The sequence below is a fragment of the Streptomyces sp. URMC 127 genome (assembly GCF_051386535.1).
In the GTDB taxonomy this organism is placed as follows: domain Bacteria; phylum Actinomycetota; class Actinomycetes; order Streptomycetales; family Streptomycetaceae; genus Streptomyces.
On the sequence record NZ_JBPQTW010000168.1, the window covers coordinates 1 to 15,494 of the forward strand.

General features: G+C 69.7%; 12 protein-coding genes, 1 tRNA gene, 1 other RNA gene and 1 pseudogene. 8 read left to right on the top strand and 7 right to left on the bottom strand.

Annotated elements, in window-relative coordinates:
• Nucleotides 1-9: 9 nt before the first annotated feature.
• An RNA gene (gene ffs, locus ACSNOH_RS26160) (signal recognition particle sRNA small type) lies at nt 10-104 on the bottom strand.
• A 110-nt stretch (nt 105-214) separates the two neighbouring features.
• Here ffs and ACSNOH_RS26165 point away from each other — a divergent pair.
• Nucleotides 215-299: transfer RNA gene (locus ACSNOH_RS26165), tRNA-Ser, on the top strand.
• A 54-nt stretch (nt 300-353) separates the two neighbouring features.
• Here ACSNOH_RS26165 and ACSNOH_RS26170 read toward each other — a convergent pair.
• Nucleotides 354-963 (bottom strand): annotated as a pseudogene (locus ACSNOH_RS26170) (tyrosine-type recombinase/integrase); the annotation flags it as partial.
• Between the two features lie 326 nt (nt 964-1,289).
• A complete protein-coding gene (locus tag ACSNOH_RS26175) occupies nt 1,290-2,666 on the bottom strand; it encodes a hypothetical protein (protein WP_436723875.1) in 1,377 nt (458 codons plus the stop codon).
• 137 nt (nt 2,667-2,803) lie between these two features.
• On the opposite strand from ACSNOH_RS26175, the gene ACSNOH_RS26180 reads away from it, so the two are divergent.
• Entirely contained in the window at nt 2,804-4,480 is a 1,677-nt protein-coding gene (locus ACSNOH_RS26180; protein ID WP_436723876.1) for an Eco57I restriction-modification methylase domain-containing protein, read from the top strand.
• A gap of 12 nt (nt 4,481-4,492) precedes the next feature.
• Nucleotides 4,493-5,218: a PaeR7I family type II restriction endonuclease gene (locus ACSNOH_RS26185; protein ID WP_436723877.1), complete on the top strand. Its 726-nt coding sequence runs from the start codon at nt 4,493-4,495 to the stop codon at nt 5,216-5,218.
• Nucleotides 5,219-5,455: 237 nt separating this feature from the next.
• On the opposite strand, the gene ACSNOH_RS26190 is transcribed toward ACSNOH_RS26185, so the two are convergent.
• On the bottom strand, nt 5,456-5,665 hold the full coding sequence (locus tag ACSNOH_RS26190; protein WP_436723878.1) for a hypothetical protein: 210 nt from the start codon (nt 5,663-5,665) through the stop codon (nt 5,456-5,458).
• Between the two features lie 43 nt (nt 5,666-5,708).
• The gene (locus ACSNOH_RS26195; protein WP_436723879.1) at nt 5,709-6,362 is read right to left on the bottom strand and encodes a restriction endonuclease; all 654 of its coding nucleotides are present in this window, start codon (nt 6,360-6,362) and stop codon (nt 5,709-5,711) included.
• Between the two features lie 473 nt (nt 6,363-6,835).
• Between ACSNOH_RS26195 and qcrB the strand changes: the two genes are divergently transcribed.
• The 3 genes from qcrB (at nt 6,836) to ACSNOH_RS26210 (ending at nt 9,929) form a co-directional block, all read left to right on the top strand.
• Nucleotides 6,836-8,527 (top strand): cytochrome bc1 complex cytochrome b subunit, encoded by a 1,692-nt coding sequence (gene qcrB, locus ACSNOH_RS26200; protein WP_436723880.1) that lies wholly within the window; start codon nt 6,836-6,838, stop codon nt 8,525-8,527.
• 32 nt (nt 8,528-8,559) lie between these two features.
• On the top strand, nt 8,560-8,799 hold the full coding sequence (locus ACSNOH_RS26205) for a hypothetical protein (protein WP_436723881.1): 240 nt from the start codon (nt 8,560-8,562) through the stop codon (nt 8,797-8,799).
• 203 nt (nt 8,800-9,002) lie between these two features.
• Nucleotides 9,003-9,929 carry a phosphorothioated DNA-binding restriction endonuclease gene (locus ACSNOH_RS26210; protein ID WP_436723882.1) on the top strand — a complete coding sequence of 309 codons (927 nt, stop codon included), beginning with the start codon at nt 9,003-9,005 and terminating at the stop codon, nt 9,927-9,929.
• Between the two features lie 18 nt (nt 9,930-9,947).
• Here ACSNOH_RS26210 and ACSNOH_RS26215 read toward each other — a convergent pair whose 3' ends face one another.
• Nucleotides 9,948-11,162 (bottom strand): FAD-dependent oxidoreductase, encoded by a 1,215-nt coding sequence (locus tag ACSNOH_RS26215; protein WP_436723883.1) that lies wholly within the window; start codon nt 11,160-11,162, stop codon nt 9,948-9,950.
• Between the two features lie 422 nt (nt 11,163-11,584).
• On the opposite strand from ACSNOH_RS26215, the gene ACSNOH_RS26220 reads away from it, so the two are divergent.
• Nucleotides 11,585-13,027: a GAF domain-containing sensor histidine kinase gene (locus ACSNOH_RS26220; RefSeq protein WP_436723886.1), complete on the top strand. Its 1,443-nt coding sequence runs from the start codon at nt 11,585-11,587 to the stop codon at nt 13,025-13,027.
• A 38-nt stretch (nt 13,028-13,065) separates the two neighbouring features.
• On the opposite strand, the gene ACSNOH_RS26225 is transcribed toward ACSNOH_RS26220, so the two are convergent.
• On the bottom strand, nt 13,066-13,773 hold the full coding sequence (locus ACSNOH_RS26225; protein WP_436723884.1) for a response regulator: 708 nt from the start codon (nt 13,771-13,773) through the stop codon (nt 13,066-13,068).
• A gap of 224 nt (nt 13,774-13,997) precedes the next feature.
• Between ACSNOH_RS26225 and ACSNOH_RS26230 the strand changes: the two genes are divergently transcribed.
• Complete coding sequence (locus ACSNOH_RS26230) at nt 13,998-15,299, top strand: globin domain-containing protein (RefSeq protein ID WP_436723885.1); 1,302 nt, start codon at nt 13,998-14,000, stop codon at nt 15,297-15,299.
• Nucleotides 15,300-15,494 lie beyond the last annotated feature (195 nt).

Below are 15,494 nucleotides of genomic sequence, written 5' to 3' on the forward strand. Positions count from 1 at the left end.
CCCGGAAACACAAGGGCCCCCCACGCACCCGCCAGAGCCGACCTACCCTTGCTGCCTTCCGGCCCTGGGGGAGTTCAGTCAGATAGCGCCACGTGAGGGGCTTGCCCCCAGCCTAGCGGATCGCGCGGGGTGCTCAGCCACCCCGGACCCCTCGGACCGACCCCCGCGACCACGTGTTCGCGAGCACCCCTCCGCGTCTTGTATTGTTTGCGGCGGAGGATTCGCCTAGAGGCCTAGGGCGCACGCTTGGAAAGCGTGTTGGGGGCAACCCCTCACGAGTTCGAATCTCGTATCCTCCGCACTCGCCCACCAGGGCAGATGAGGGCCCCGCTGATCTTCAGCGGGGCCCTTCGTCATGCTGCGGGACCCTCGTTGTCCTGGTTTTTGTCCACAGAGGGCGTTTCCGGGCGTCCCCAGATGGCATCGGCGATCTTCCGGGCCACGTCCTTGAGCATCGCGTCGGGCACGTGGAGGTAGCGGGCCCGCATGCGCGCGGCGGTGCCCGGCTCCCAGCCCATGATCTGGTCGATGACGCGGTCCGGGACGCCGAGCAGCATGAGCACGGTCGCGGCGGTGTGCCGGGCGTCGTGCAGGCGGCCCTCCCACACCCGTGCGTCTTCGAGGAGCCGCTTCCAGTCGTGGTAGTCCGTGTTCGGGATCAGTGGGCCCCCAAGCGGCTTGGTGAACACGTAGTCCGACTCGACCCACAGGTTGCCGGCAGCCTCGCGCTCGCGCGCCTGCGCCTCGGCGTGCGATCGGAGCATGGCAACCAGCGGGCCCGGGAGCGGCACCGCGCGGCGGCCCGCTCTCGACTTCGTGTTCTTGGTCTCACGCCGGACCTGTATCCGGTCCGGGCAGTACCCCCGCCTTCCGGCCGCACGGCGAGGCCTCCGCGCACCCGTGCTCGTACTTGGGCCGGAGACGGTTGCGGCGCAGCTTCAGGTACTCGTTGTCTACAGGCACTGTGTCGGCGTTTGTTGGCTTCATTCAGGAGACTCGGCGAGACCCCTCCTCAGCGCCGGGGTCAGGATCGTCGTGGAAGCCGCGTTCCAGGACAAACTGTGGCGGCCGCACCTGGAACCTCTCATGGATCTAGCCGCGCTGCGCACTCGTGGTGACCACCTCGGACGGCTACCACCCGGGCATCGCAGAGACCGTCTCCTTTACCCGAGAGCCCGCAATGAATGACAAAGCGGGGGTAGGACACCACTGCAGCTGGCCGCCTCGGTGCGACGGAGGCGACCTGACCGACGCGCCCCGTGGGCCTCGCTAGACGGAGAACGCCCCAGCTAGCTGATCACACCGTACCGTCGCAGGAACTCTGGGAGGAACCGCTCCAGGACCTTGTGAGCTGCGGATTCGTCGCATAGTTCGTCGTGTCCGAAGCGGTACACCTCGTAGCCTCTGAGTTTGAGGTCCCGGTCGCCGGCCATCATCTCTGCGTATTTGGAGGTGTCGGGTATCCGGCCGTGATCGCGGGTGTAGTGCTGGGATCCGTCGACTTCGAGGACGACCCGTTGGCCGTGGGGCAGCAGGAGCAGGAAGTCCATGCGGAAGCGCAGGAGGGCCTGGGTGCCTCGTTCCTTGACCGTCTTGGGATCCCAGTGCAGCCATACCTCGGGCAGGAGCGCGGGCATGTCGTAAACCTCGGATTTGAGGATCTGGTGGTAACAGTCGAAGAGGTTCCGCTGCCCGGGAGAGTTGCTGGGCAGGCTGCTGCGGAGCCGCGCGTAGAGGGTGTTCTTGGCCTCGCTGTCGTTGGCTATCTGCTGGGTCTCCTGCCACCAGGCCTGCAGGTCGCGCCAGCGGATGCCGCCGTCGGAGACGGTGCGGTCGTAGACCAGGGCGTCGCTGCCGACGAGCTCGATGTCGTTGTCCACGGCGGAGCGGAAACGGATGTCGGGTTTCGTGGGTGAGGCGAAGATAACGTTCTTCGGGCGCCGTGTATGGGCAAGCTGGGTGGGAACCAGGGTGAAGCGTGGGTAGCCGCCGTCCGTTCCCGTCTCCCTAAGCTCGAGCGCCGCCGTGCGAAGGTGCTCGTTCATCGCATCCGTCAGGTGGCGCTGTGCAGTCTCGTCGAGAAGCACGTCCGCGGCGACAGTGGCCTCGAGGAAGCGGGCGAACCTGGCGTCGCCTGCTTCGAATGCGCCCAGCGCCTCGAAGAGGTCCTCGGCCGACCAGTCCGGGTTGCGGATGACGTGCCGTTCTACACGGGCTCGCAGGCTCCTCGTGTTGGTAGAGAAGGACCACGCGGCGAGGAGGTCGTCGTCCAGGACCCAGAATCGCTCCAACATTGCCATGGACCGGGCTGCGTGCCGCACCAGGACTGCCGGATCGATGGCCCCGGCCAGCTCGCGGCGGGTCCGCATGGGGATCTCCGGCGGCGACGCCTCGGCCCAGAGCGCGTCCTGGAGCTGGTTGCGGGTCGAGGCGTCGACGCTCTGCGTCTCTAGGAAGCGCTCGGCGAGCCGGAGGAGATCGCTGTCTGGAACTTGGGCGAAGCTGCGCTCGACGCGCTCGCGCTTCGACCCTTCATCGACTTGCGGCATGCACAGGACGGTGAAGGTCTCGGTCAGCGTCTTGTGCGTGGTCCGATCGCTGAGCAGAGCAGTGATACCACCCAGCAGTCGGCGGAGTGCCACACTGCCTTCCCCGTCCTTCGTCATCCGTCGATGATCTCAGGCGGCGGTTCGGCCGTCATCGGTTCACCGGACGCACCGACATGCGGCAGTCGTGTTATTGAACGACTACTCCCTGTGGATAGAAGTGATGCCTCGAGGGGCCCGAGCGGTACTGTCCTTGGGTGGCAACTATCGCGCTGTTCAGCACGGACGACCTCTCCCTTCCCAAGTCTCTGCAAAAGGCCGTGCAGCACGGTGAGGTATTCACGCGTGCCTGGGTGGTCGAGCTCATCCTGGACCTTCTCGGCTACACAGCAGACAAGGACCTCTGCGATCTGAAGCTCGTGGAGCCGGCCTGCGGCGGCGGCGCATTCTTGACCGTCGTCGCATCCCGAATCAGTGCGGCATGCCATGCACACCAGCGCCCCATCACCGACGCAATCGACGCCGTCCGCGCCTTCGACCTGCTGGGTCGCAACGTAGAGCAGAGCCGGGCTCTGATCACGGAAACGTTGCGAGAAGAGGGTTGGGAGCCGAAGAATGCGAGGAAGGTCGCTACAGCGTGGGTGAGGCAGGGCGACTACCTGCTGCAATCAGACGCCGAGCATCGCGCCGACTACGTCGTCGGCAACCCTCCGTATATCCGGCTTGAAGACGTTCCCGACGACCGGATGGCCGCTTACCGCCGAGCCTGCTCCACGATGGGTGGCCGGGCCGACATCTACATCGGCTTCTACGAAGTAGCCCTACGTAGCCTCAACCACGGCGGCCAGCTGGGATTCATCTGCGCCGATCGCTGGATGCGGAACCAGTACGGCCGGCGGCTGAGGCAGCTGGTGACCAAGCACTTCAGCATGGACCTCGCCCTCGTGGTGCACGATGTCGACGCCTTCGACGATCAGGTTTCGGCCTACCCCGCGATCACCCTCATCTCGAACAAGCCTCAGGGCGCAGCGGTCGCCGCAGACACGAACCGGTCCTTCGGAGCGGAGCAGGCGCGAGACTTCGTCAACTGGTACCTGGAGGGTGAGCCGTCGACGGTCGCCACGGCTTCCTACCAAGCCGCTCGCATGCCGCACTGGTTCCCGGATGAGGCCTCGTGGCCAGCTGCTTCACCGGCCAGGCTCGCGAGCCTTGAGCACCTCACCGAGCGCTTCCAACTCCTTGAAGACACCCGGACGGGAACGAAGGTCGGTATTGGCATTGCCACCGGCGCCGACAAGGTCTTCCTCACCAAGGACAAGGACTTGGTCGAAGACGACCGGCTGCTCCCCATCGCCATGGTCCGCGATACCACCAGCGGCACCCTCGACTGGAACGGCACACACCTGGTAAACCCCTGGACGGCCAGCGGCGACCTGGTCGACCTCGACGCGTATCCGCGTCTCGCCTCCTACTTCGAGAAGCACGGCGAGGCCCTGCGCAAGCGCTACGTCGCGGTCAAGCAGCCACAGCGCTGGTACAAGACCATCGACAAGGTCGACCACCAGCTCACCCGCCGTCAGAAGCTGCTGTTTCCAGACATGAAGCTGAGGATCCACCCGGTCCTCGACGAAGGCGGCCTGTACCCTCACCACAACCTGTACTTCATCGTCTCGGACGTCTGGGACATGCGCGTACTCGGTGGCCTGCTGCTGTCCAAGGTCGCGGAAGCGTTCGTGGAGGCGTACGCGGTCAAGATGCGCGGGGGAACCCTCCGCTTCCAAGCCCAGTACCTCCGAAAGATCCGGGTGCCGGACCCAGCGACGATCAGCGAAGGCGACCAAGCCGCTCTCGCCGAAGCCTTCGACAAGCGGGATAGGGAGGCCGCCACCGAGGCCGCTTTGCGTGTCTACGGGCTCGCCGAGCTGCCTGACTAGGAGGAACAGATCTTGACGGTTACCCGCCAAGACTTCGAAGACGCCATCGCGGCGTACTGGGGTGCCAAGAAACTGCAGAACGAGCAGTCCGCCATCCGGGACGCGGTAGGGGCCGGCACAGCTGGCACAGTCCGGGGCGGCAAGCACTTCGACGCCATCGCGACACTATTGGCGAAGTTCTTCCTGGACGCCGACTACCCAGCTTCGAGCATCCGCGTCACCAAGTCACAGGGCCTTGAGCTGCCCGGTTACTACCGGCCGCAGAAGCAGTGGGACCTCGTGGTCGTCCACGACAACGTCCTCGTGGCGGCGTTCGAGCTGAAGGCGCTGGGCGGGCCGTCGTACGGCAACAACTACAACAACAGGGTCGAAGAGGCGCTGGGCAGCGCTGTAGACCTGCGTCGAGCTGCCCTCGCCGAGCTGTACCCCAAGGAGAAGCCCTGGCTGGGCTACTTCTTCATCATGCAGGACGGCGAAGGGTCCCGGAGGCCGGTCAAGACGGCAAAGGGCGCCCTCCCCGCCGATGAGATCTGGCACGGAACCTCGTACCAGGACCGGTTCGGGATCTTCTGCGAGAGGCTCATGGCCGAGCAGCTCTACGATGCCGCGTGCTACGTCACGTCCTCGGCTGAAACCCCGAAGCCGATCGAATTGGTCGAGAGCCTCGACTGGCGCCACTTCTCCGCAGGGATAAAAGCACGCCTCACATACCTGAAGGAACTCGGTATCCCCCGCTAGTCTCGATATTGCGTGAGGGCCCGCCGGTTTCCCGGCGGCCCCTCACTCTGCCGCAGGTCAGGAAACCTACGACCCCTGCCGAACCCCCATACGAACACGTGGCAAGCGTGTTGAGGGGAACCACCCAAGAGTTCGAATCTCGTATCCTTCACACTCGCCCAGCCGGGCGGGCCTCGTCGTTTTCCGGCGGCAGGGAAGATCAATCGATGCCCCGCTCGCGGACGGCTCCGGCTCCGCTCAGAAGCCGCCGGCCTGCGAGATGCTTCGGGCGAGCTGGCCCACGGCGTTGAGCAGCCCTTGGCCGAAGCTGGTCGGAGCGATCAGCACGCCGAACACCAGCACAATGACCACGGTGAGCTTCTCGTCGAACCGGCTTCGGGCTTCTGTGCGCCGGCGCAGTCTCACGACGATGATGACGGCCAGCAGGAGTGCCACGTTGATGGTCACCCGACGAGTCCTCTCTCCATCACTTGTCCTCCTCCCCCGCGCGTCAGGGCAGGGCCGTCGGGCGGTGGGCGGGTGGGATGTGGTTCAGGAGGTCCCACAGGGGGCGGTAGCCGGCTGCCCACTCGCCGAGCAAGCGGCGATCGACGAGGTGGATGCGGTGCTCCTGCCCCCAGGGGACGGCCTTGGAGGTGAAGCGGCCGTTGGTGAGGACGACCGCGATGTCCGCCCCGTGGATCTGGCGAGCGGTGCCGTTGACCTGCTGCAGCACCCCGACACCGACGGCGGAGCCCCGGTCTCCGTCCCGCCGGTGTTTGCACTGGATCGCCCAGACACGACCGGCCGGGTCGACGGCACGCACGTCGCAGGCGTTGTCCCCCGCACCGCCGAGCCGCTCTGCCCGGCAACCGTCCCGCCGCATCAAGTCCCGTATGGCGAACTCGAAGGCGCGGTGATCCAGTGCGTCGAGCTCGGCGATGCGCATCCGCAGGGCCTGCGCCCGGACGCGTGCCCACTCGGCCCGCTGCCGCGCCCGCTGCAGCCGGAGGCCACCGGCGACAGCGGCGGCGACAGCCACGAGGAGGAGGATCCACCAGTGCGCTAACAGCCACTGGACAGCGGCAGCCACCAGCCCTACCGCCACGACCGCGGCCACCAGCAGACCGGCCTGCTGGTCCCTCTTCCCGGACCGGCGGGACACACGCCGCCGGGGCGTACGCCGGGCCGTACGCCGTACCGGACGGCGGCTCACCGGGCGCCGCCCGGCGGAAGGAGTACACCGCCCCGCTCGCGCACCTTTACCTGCACCGGCACAAGAAACTCCCCCTCCCCGCACGGTCATTGGCACGTCCGCACGCAGGTTTTATGAGAGCACGCACCACCGACAGTCCGTCCGGACGTGATCACCGGCAGTAGTGGGTTTTCAGTCACCGAAGCGCGCAGCTCCGAGGGGGCGGCCACCGGCTACCAGCACATTCGCCGGCCACACCCACCGGCTTCGGCCGTTTCCCGGCGCGCGCCGGACGCGGCGCCTCTCGAAGGCACCCCAGGGGACCCGGTCGGCCGACACTCCCCTGCAAATCCTGCGTTATGCCGCAAAGCAATGGAAGATGTGACCGTGATCACATCCATGTCGATTTCGGATGATTATTCGGGTACGCAGGAGTGCGGCGCATGACGAACACGCAGGGGCCCTCCGCCGGAACTCCTGCCGGCAAACCGGCACCCGCTGCCCGGGAATCCCGGGGCGAACGGCTGGCGAACTGGGCCGACGGCCGGCTCGGCATCTACTCGCTCGCCAAGACGAATCTCCGGAAGATCTTCCCCGACCACTGGTCCTTCATGCTGGGGGAGGTCGCGCTCTACTCGTTCCTCCTCATCATCGTCACCGGTGTCTATCTGACGATGTTCTTCAAGCCGAGCATGGACGAGGTCGTCTATGACGGCAGGTACACACCGCTGAGCGGCATTCTGATGTCGCAGGCGTACAAGTCCACGCTCGACATCAGCTTCGACGTCCGCGGCGGGCTTCTGCTGCGGCAGCTGCACCACTGGGCCGCGCTGATCTTCGTCATGGCAATGCTCGTGCACATGATGCGCGTCTTCTTCACCGGCGCCTTCCGCAAACCACGCGAGATCAGCTGGCTGTGCGGCGCGGGGCTGCTGATCCTCGGTATGTTCGACGGCTTCATGGGCTACTCGCTCCCCGACGACCTGCTGTCCGGCACGGGCATCCGGTTCATGGAGGGCGCGATCCTGTCGCTGCCGGTCATCGGCACCTATCTGGTGATGTTCATCTTCGGCGGGGAGTACCCCGGGCACATCTGGGTGCCCCGGCTCTTCACCGTCCACGTGCTGCTGATCCCGGGCATCATGGCGGCTCTGCTGGTGGCCCACCTGATCCTGGTCTTCTACCACAAGCACACGCAGGGGCACGGGGCCGGCCGGAGGAACAGCAACGTCGTGGGCCTGCCCCTCATGCCGGTCTACATGGCGAAGGCGGGCGGCTTCTTCTTCCTCACGACCGGAATCACCGCGGCGTTCTCGGCCATCGCCCAGGTCAACCCCATCTGGGCCTACGGGCCCTACCGGCCGGACCAGGTCACCACCGATGCCCAGCCCGACTGGTACATGGGCTTCTCCGAGGGGCTCATCCGCGTGATGCCCGGCTGGGAAATCAATTTCCTCGGGCACACCCTCGTGCTCGGCGTGCTGATCCCGCTGCTCGTCTTCCCGAGCATTTTCCTGGCGATCTGGCTCTATCCCTTCTTCGAGGCATGGCTCACCGGCGACAAACGCGAACACCACGTGACCGAACGGCCGCGCAACAACCCGCGCCGTACGGCGTTCGGCGCGGCCTGGATCGCCGAATACGCGCTGCTGCTCATCGGCGGCGGCAACGACCTCTTCGCGACGCACTTCCACCTCTCGATCAACGCGATCACGTGGTTCGTCCGCATCGGTTTCTTCGTGGTGCCCGTACTGGTCTACATCGTCACCCACCGCTGGTGCCTGGGCCTTCAGCGCCGCGATCGCGAGAAGGTCCTGCACGGGCGGGAGTCCGGCGTCATCACGCGGCTGCCGCACGGAGAGTACGTGGAGGTCCACGAGCCGCTGGTGCAGGAAGACCGGCATTTCCTCACCGCGCACGACCAGCCCCGGCCCCTCGAAGCACCGCGGACGGTGGACGAGAACGGCGTCCCCCGCAAGGCCGGCTGGACGGAGCGGCTGCGGGTCAGGCTCTCGCAGGCGTACTTCGGGCCGGGCGGCCAGATCCCGAAGCCGACCGTGGAGGAGTACCGGGCCGCCCTGGAGGAGCACCACCACCACGAGAAGCAGCAGATCCCGGTGGAAGGTCACCGCTGACCGGGCGTTGCCGCTACCCGTACGGCCTGCTCGTGCCGGTGGCGCGCGTCGCCACCACGGAGGCGGCGGCAGAGGTCCGCGCCTTCCTCGGCGCCTGCGGCATCCGCTCCACTGCCGCCCCCGTTCCGGTCCGCCCCCGGTGGCTGCGCATGCGCATCGGGCGGCGGCGGCAGCGGCCCGAGCATCCGCAGTGGCGCCATCAGGTGCTGGTGTTCGCCGACGACGCGGAGCGGGCGCGGCTGCTGGTCAACCGGTGGACTCTGCCCGTCTGACCCATCTGACCCATCTGGCCCGTCTGGCCCGTCTGACCGGTGCCCGCCGGCCCTGCTCGTCTGACCCGTCCGACCGGCGCCCGTCCGGCCCTGCTCGTCCGACACTCCCCGTACGGGCCGGGCCCCCAAGCACCACCCCCCTCCGTATCCACCCCGCCATCTCCGTACCAGCGTTCGATGGAGCCCCGTTACGCTCACCCGTCATGGACTGGCTTGAGCGCACCGCGAACCTGCGGCAGTGGAGTAGAAGCGGAGTCCGGGCCCCGCACAAGCCGCTGCTGTTCCTGTACGCCCTCGGCCGGTTTCAGCAGGACGCCGCCGGGGAGCTGCGGTACAGCGCCGTGGAGGAGGACCTCAAGCGGCTGCTCGCCGAGTACGGGCCCTCCAACAGGACGACGCCCGCGTACCCCTTCCACCACCTCGCCGCCGACGGAGTGTGGGAGGTGCGCACCGATCGCGGGGCCGGCAGTCCCGGCACCGGGGTGCGGGAGTTGCGGGCCACGGGGGCGGCCGGGCGGCTGGCGGCGGAGTTGCGGGTGGCGTTGCGGCGGGAGCCGTCGTTGCTCGGGCGGCTGGCGCGGGCGCTGCTCGACCTGAACTTCCCGCCGTCGCTCCACAGCGAGCTCTGCGAAGCCGTCGGCCTGGAGCTGGAGCCGGCGGAGAGCGGGCAGCGCGCGGGCGCCCTGCGGCAGCGGGACCGGCGCATGCGGGAGCTGGTCCTGACCGCCTACGAGTACCAGTGCGCCTTCTGCGGCTACGACGGCAGGATCGGCACGGTGCCGGTCGGCCTGGAGGCCGCGCACGTGCGCTGGTGGGCGTTCGGCGGCCCGGACGACGTCGACAACGGGCTGTGCCTCTGCTCGCTGCACCACAGGCTCTTCGACAAGGGGGTCCTCGGCATCGGCGACGGGCACCGGATCCTGGTGTCACAGCACTTCGTCGGCCGCAGTCCCGCGGCCCGGGAGCACGTCGTGGCGCTCGCGGGCCGGCCGCTCATCGGGCCTCAGCCGGGCGCCCGCCCCGTCGCGGACGACCATCGTTCCTGGCACGCCGGCCAGGTCTTCCGCGGCGAGCCGCGCCCCGCCGGCGCCGCGCTCGACGTGGCCGTTCAGCCCGTCGGTCCGGCCTGAACCGGGCCCCGGCCGTCCTCAGCCCCCGCCGAAGATCCCCCGGGACCTGCCCGTCAGCGCCGATGCCAGGTACCGGCCCACGCCCGGCAGCCGGGCGGCGCGCAACGCGAGGCGTCGCGCGCGCAGTTCGCCCTGCGAGCGGGGCAGGAACCAGCGCACGCCCTTGCGCGCCGCGCGCTGCTTCTCCGTGACCACGGGCCGCCACTGGTCCTCGTACCGCCGCAGTGCCGTCGTGACCGACGGTTCCTCGGCCAGTTGCTCCGCGAGCACGCGGGCGCCGGCAAGGCCGAGGGAGGCGCCCTGGCCGGCGAGGAGGGATACCGCGTAGCAGGCGTCGCCGACGAGGGTCACCCTCCCCCGGCTCCAGCACGGCACCTCGGTCTGGGCGACCTGGTCGTAGTACACCTCGTCGCCGGGCGGGCACGCGCGCAGCGCTCGCGGTACGACCCAGCCGAGCCCTCCGTACTCCTTGCGCAGGGCCTCCCGGGGGTCGCCGGGCAGGCCGGGGTCGGCCGTCCGGTGAACGGCGAACGCGGCCACGCGGCCGTCACGCAGGGCGTAGAAGCCCATCTGCCGGTCGGTCGTGTCGGTCAGGACGAAGCTGCCCCGGCAGGCGGCGTGGATCTCCGTGTCCTCGAAGATGAACGCGGCGGTGTGGAAGCCGAGGTGGCGCACATGGCGCGCGTCGTCGTCCTCTGAGGCTGCCGCGCCTGCGTCCGCTCCTCCGGTGGATCCGGTGAAGACGAGACGCCGTACGGCCGAGTGGACACCGTCCGCACCGACGACGACATCGGCTTCGAGGCACGTGCCGTCGTCGAGCGTGACAGCCGCGCCGGAATCGTGGCCGGCGACCGCCTTGAGCGTGGTCCCGAACCGTACGTCGACATGCGCGGGCAGTCTCTCGTACAGCGCCCGTTCCAGGTCCGGCCGCATGATGCTGATCAGACGGCCGCCGACGGCGCGGTTCAGGGTCGCGTACGTCATCCCCGCCCGCCGGTGGCCGTTCTCGTCCACGTAGCGGAGCTCGTCCACGTCGTAGCCGAGCTCGTGCAGCCGTGGCCGCAGGCCCAGCTCCTCGGCCGCCGTGTAGCCCGGACCGAAGAAGTCGATCATGTAGCCCTGGGTGCGGAGGGCGGGGGCCTTCTCCAGGACCACCACGTCCCAGCCGCGGTCGCCGAGGCACCGGGCGAGGCCCAGTCCGGCGATCCCGCCGCCGCAGATCACGGCCTTCATCAGCGTCAGGCTCCTCTCCCGCTTCCCCGGCGGTCATCACGCGCCGTCCCAAGCGGCCCAAGCGGTCGTCACGCGCCAACCTCAGCGGTCGTCACGCGCCCCTCCACGCCGTGTTCCCGCACGGCCCGTAGGCACACTCGAAGCCGGTGGGTGAGCTCCGCGGGACGGCCCGGGAGGAGCCTTCGGTACGGGGGCGGGCCGTGGGGCTCCTCCCGGCCGTCCACAGCATCACCGGCGCCGCACCTCCGTGCCCAGGGCCGTACGGTCCCGTTTTCCACAGCCGGCCGGGCCCTGTCGCACAGGTGCCGTACGCTGCTGGGCAGGCACTCGGCAGGGGAGCACTCATGACGGAAACCGCAGATCAAGCCATTGATCAGCACGTCGCCGGTCAGCAGTCCGCGCACTTACCGTCGGCCGAGCGCATGCGCGGTCTCCTCGACGCCGTCATGAGCGTCGGGCACGGCCTCGAACTGCCCCAGGTGCTCCACGGCATCGTCGAGGCGGCCGTCACCCTCACCGATGCCGAGTACGGCGCCCTCGGCATCGTCGGCGACGGGCAGACGCTCTCGGAGTTCCTGCCGGTCGGCATGTCCGAGGAGCTCACCGCGCGCATCGGCCGCACCCCCTGCGGGCGCGGCATCCTCGGCGAGCTCATCCACAACCCCGCCCCGCTGCGGCTCACCGACCTCACGCGGCACCCGCGCAGCTATGGGTTCCCCGAGCACCACCCGCCCATGCGCACCTTCCTCGGCGTGCCGGTCCGCGTCCGCGACGAGGTCTTCGGCAACCTCTACCTCACCGAGAAGCGGGGCGGCGCGGCCTTCGACGCGGACGACGAGGCCGTGCTGAGCACCCTGTCCATCGCCGCGGGCGTCGCCATCGACAACGCCCGCATGTACCACGAGAGCCGCCGCCGCGAGCGCTGGCTGCAGGCGCTCGGCGAGATCACCCGCAGCCTGCTGTCGGGCACGGACGAGGACGCCGCGCTGGAGCTCATCGCCGAGCGGGCCATGGAGATCGCTGACGCTGACAGCGCCGTTGTGATGGACGCGGAGGATGAGTGCCCTCCCGGTCCGGACGCCGCCGCCGTCTCCGTTCCCCTCCGGACCGGCGACGGTGCCCGCCGCGCGCTGCTGCTGCGCCGCCGCGCCGGGCGCCCGCCCTTCGACGAGACCGAAGCCAAGCTCATATCCGGCTTCGCCGACCAGGCCGCCATCGCCCTCGAACTCGCCCAGCGCCGCGCCGAGTCCGAAGAGCTCGCCGTCCTCCACGACCGCGACCGCATCGCCCGCGACCTGCACGATCTGGCCATCCAGCGGCTCTTCGCCACCGGCATGACGCTGCAGAGCGCGACGCGCCTCATCGACCGGCCGGAGGCCGTCGAGCGCGTCGGCCGGGCCGTCGACGACCTGGACACGACCATCCAGATCATCCGGTCGACCATCTTCGGCCTGCGGACGGCCGGGGACGGCCGCGGCGGCGGCCCGAGCCTGCGCCGCGGCATGGCCGAGGCGGTGCAGGCGGCCACGCGGACGCTGGGCTTCGCTCCCGCCCTGCGGATCGAGGGTCCGGCCGACACCGACGTCCCCGCCGAGCTGGCCGAGCAGATCCTGGCCGTCGCGGCGGAGGCGCTCAGCAACGCGGCCCGGCACGCCTCGGCCCGCCGCGTGGAGGTCATGCTGACGGTGGCCGAGCGGGCCACGCTCACGGTCACGGACGACGGCGTGGGCGTCGGTTCCGCCCCGCGGCGCGGCGGGCTGGCCAACATGCTCTCCCGCGCGGAGCTGCACGGCGGCCGGCTGGCCGTGGAGACGCCCGAGGGCGGCGGCACCCGGATCGTGTGGAGCGTGCCACTGCCCGACTGATACGCCGATACGACGGCCCGTACCGGAGGTGCTACGAGCTACGCCCCCTTCTTCGTCCGGCCCGCTATCACCGCCGCCTGCACCCTCCGCCCCACCCCCAGCTTCGCCAGGATGGACGAGATCCGGTTCTTCACCGTCTTCTCGGCGAGGAAGAGCCGGTCCGCGATCTGACGATTCGTCAATCCTTCGCCTATGAGGTCGAGGATCTCCCGCTCCCGCGGCGAGAGGCTGTCGAGCTCCGACGCCTCGGGCGCCTCCGGCTCGCGCGGCGCCCGCAGCCGGTCCATCACCCGCGAGGCCGTCCGCGGGTCGAGCGTCGACTTGCCCGTGGCCACCGTCCGCACCGCCGACACCAGCTCCGAGCCGTTGATCTGCTTGAGGACATAGCCCGCCGCACCCGCCATGATGGCGTCGAAGAGCGCCTCGTCGTCGTCGAAGGACGTCAGCATCAGGCAGGCAAGATCCGGCATGCGGGCGCGCAGTTCGCGGCACACCTCGATGCCGCCGTGATCGCCGCCCTCCGTCCCGCTCTCCCCCAGGCGCACGTCCAGGACGGCCACGTGCGGGCGCGACGCCGGGACGCGCGCCAGGGCCTCCCGGCCCGTGGCCGCCTCCCCCACGACCTCGATGTCCGCCTCCGCTTCGAGGAGGTCACGGACGCCGCGGCGGACCACCTCGTGGTCGTCGAGGATGAACACGCGCAACGGCACGACCGGCGCAGCTGTTTCCGTATCGATTCGGTCCATACGAGGCAGTATGTCCGGGCCCGGCAAGGGCGCCTCGCACCAGGGTGCGGGCTCCGCCGCCGGGCCCGGCCGCAACGGACCGCGCACCCAGCTCACACCGGCCGCGCACCCCGCCGATAGGGCCGAACGGCCCTGCTGACCAGGGCCGGGCGGTCCCCCCGGGCGGTTGCCATACTGGCCCGCCCCAGCCCGTGTGCGAGGAGCCGTCGAGGAGCTGCCCACTCGTGAACACCGTCAACGACACGTACCACTCGCTGCTCGCCCGGCACGACGCCATGCGGCTCCGCAGGCGGCTGCTCTCCCCTTCGGGAGCCCCCTCGGGAGCCCTCTCGGGAGCCGGGCGGCAGGCGGCGGAGGGTGCCGGAGCGGCGGGGGCCACGGCGGGGGCACCGCAGCAGCCGTACGACGGCGCCGCCGACCAGCGCGTCATCACCGAGCACCTCGAACTCGTCACGCCCTTCGAGGACTTGATCGCCCACCTCTACGACGCGATGTTCGCGCACCGGCCCTTCCTCCGGCGCCTCTTCCCGGAGTCGATGGAGTTCCAGCGCAAGCACCTCGAAGCGATCTTCTGGTACCTGATCGAGAACCTCCACGACCCCGACGCCGTCGCGGCCACCTTCACCCGCCTCGGCCGCGACCACCGCAAGCTGGGCGTACGGCCCGCGCACTACCGGGCGTTCGAGGCCGCGCTGTGCGAGGCGCTGCGCCGCACGGCGGGCCCGCGCTGGCACGAGGGGCTGGAGCGGGCGTGGGTGCGCATGCTGCGCTTCGCGGTGGCGGCCATGGTCGAGGGCGCGGAGGCCGCCCTCGGCGAGCCCGCGGCCTGGCAGGCCACGGTCACGGCGCACGACTTACGCCGCGCGGACCTCGCCGTCCTGCGCGTACGGCCGCACGAGCCGTACCCGTACCGGGCCGGGCAGTACGCCGCGGTGGCCTCGCCGCTCCTGCCGCAGGCGTGGCGGCAGTACTCGCTCGCCTGCGCGCCCCGCCCGGACGGCGAGCTGGAGTTCCACGTGAAACTGACGGGCCGCGGAGGCGTCAGCGAGGCCCTCGTGACGGGCACCCGCGCCGGCGACACGCTGCGGCTCGGCCCGCCCGGCGGCACGATGACGCTGAACGACAGCGACCTCGCGGAAGACCTGCTGCTCGTCGCGGGCGGCACCGGCTGGGCCGCGGTCAAGGCACTGCTGCAGGAGCTGGCCGCGGGCAGGGTCGCGCAGCGCAGCGTCCACCTGTTCCTCGGAGTGCGGCACCCCTCCGCGCTGTACGACGGGGAGTCGCCGTCGGAGCTGCGCCGCCGCTACCCGTGGTTGCGGGTCACGCAGGTGCTCGGTGAGGGGCCGCGCCGGGGCGAGTACGGGGCGCTGGCCGACGTCGTCGCGGGGCACGGCGACTGGTCGCGGCACCTGGCCTTCGTGAGCGGCCCGCCGGAGCTGGCCGGACCACTCGTGGCCCGGCTGACCGCGGAGGGCGTTCCGGCCGGGCGCATCCGGCACGATCCTCTGCCGGAGGGGCGGGCCTGAGGCCTCCCGGCCGGACCGATCCTGAGGCTCCACGGCCGTGGAGCGGAGATCCGTGGAGCGGAGATCCGTGGAGCGGAGATCCGTGGAGCCGATATCCGGACGACAGTGCCTCCGCCGCCGAGGCACACTGCGCCCATGGCCGATCAAGACAAAAATCAAGACAAAGCCGCCCCCACGGATCCCGCCCCCAAGCAC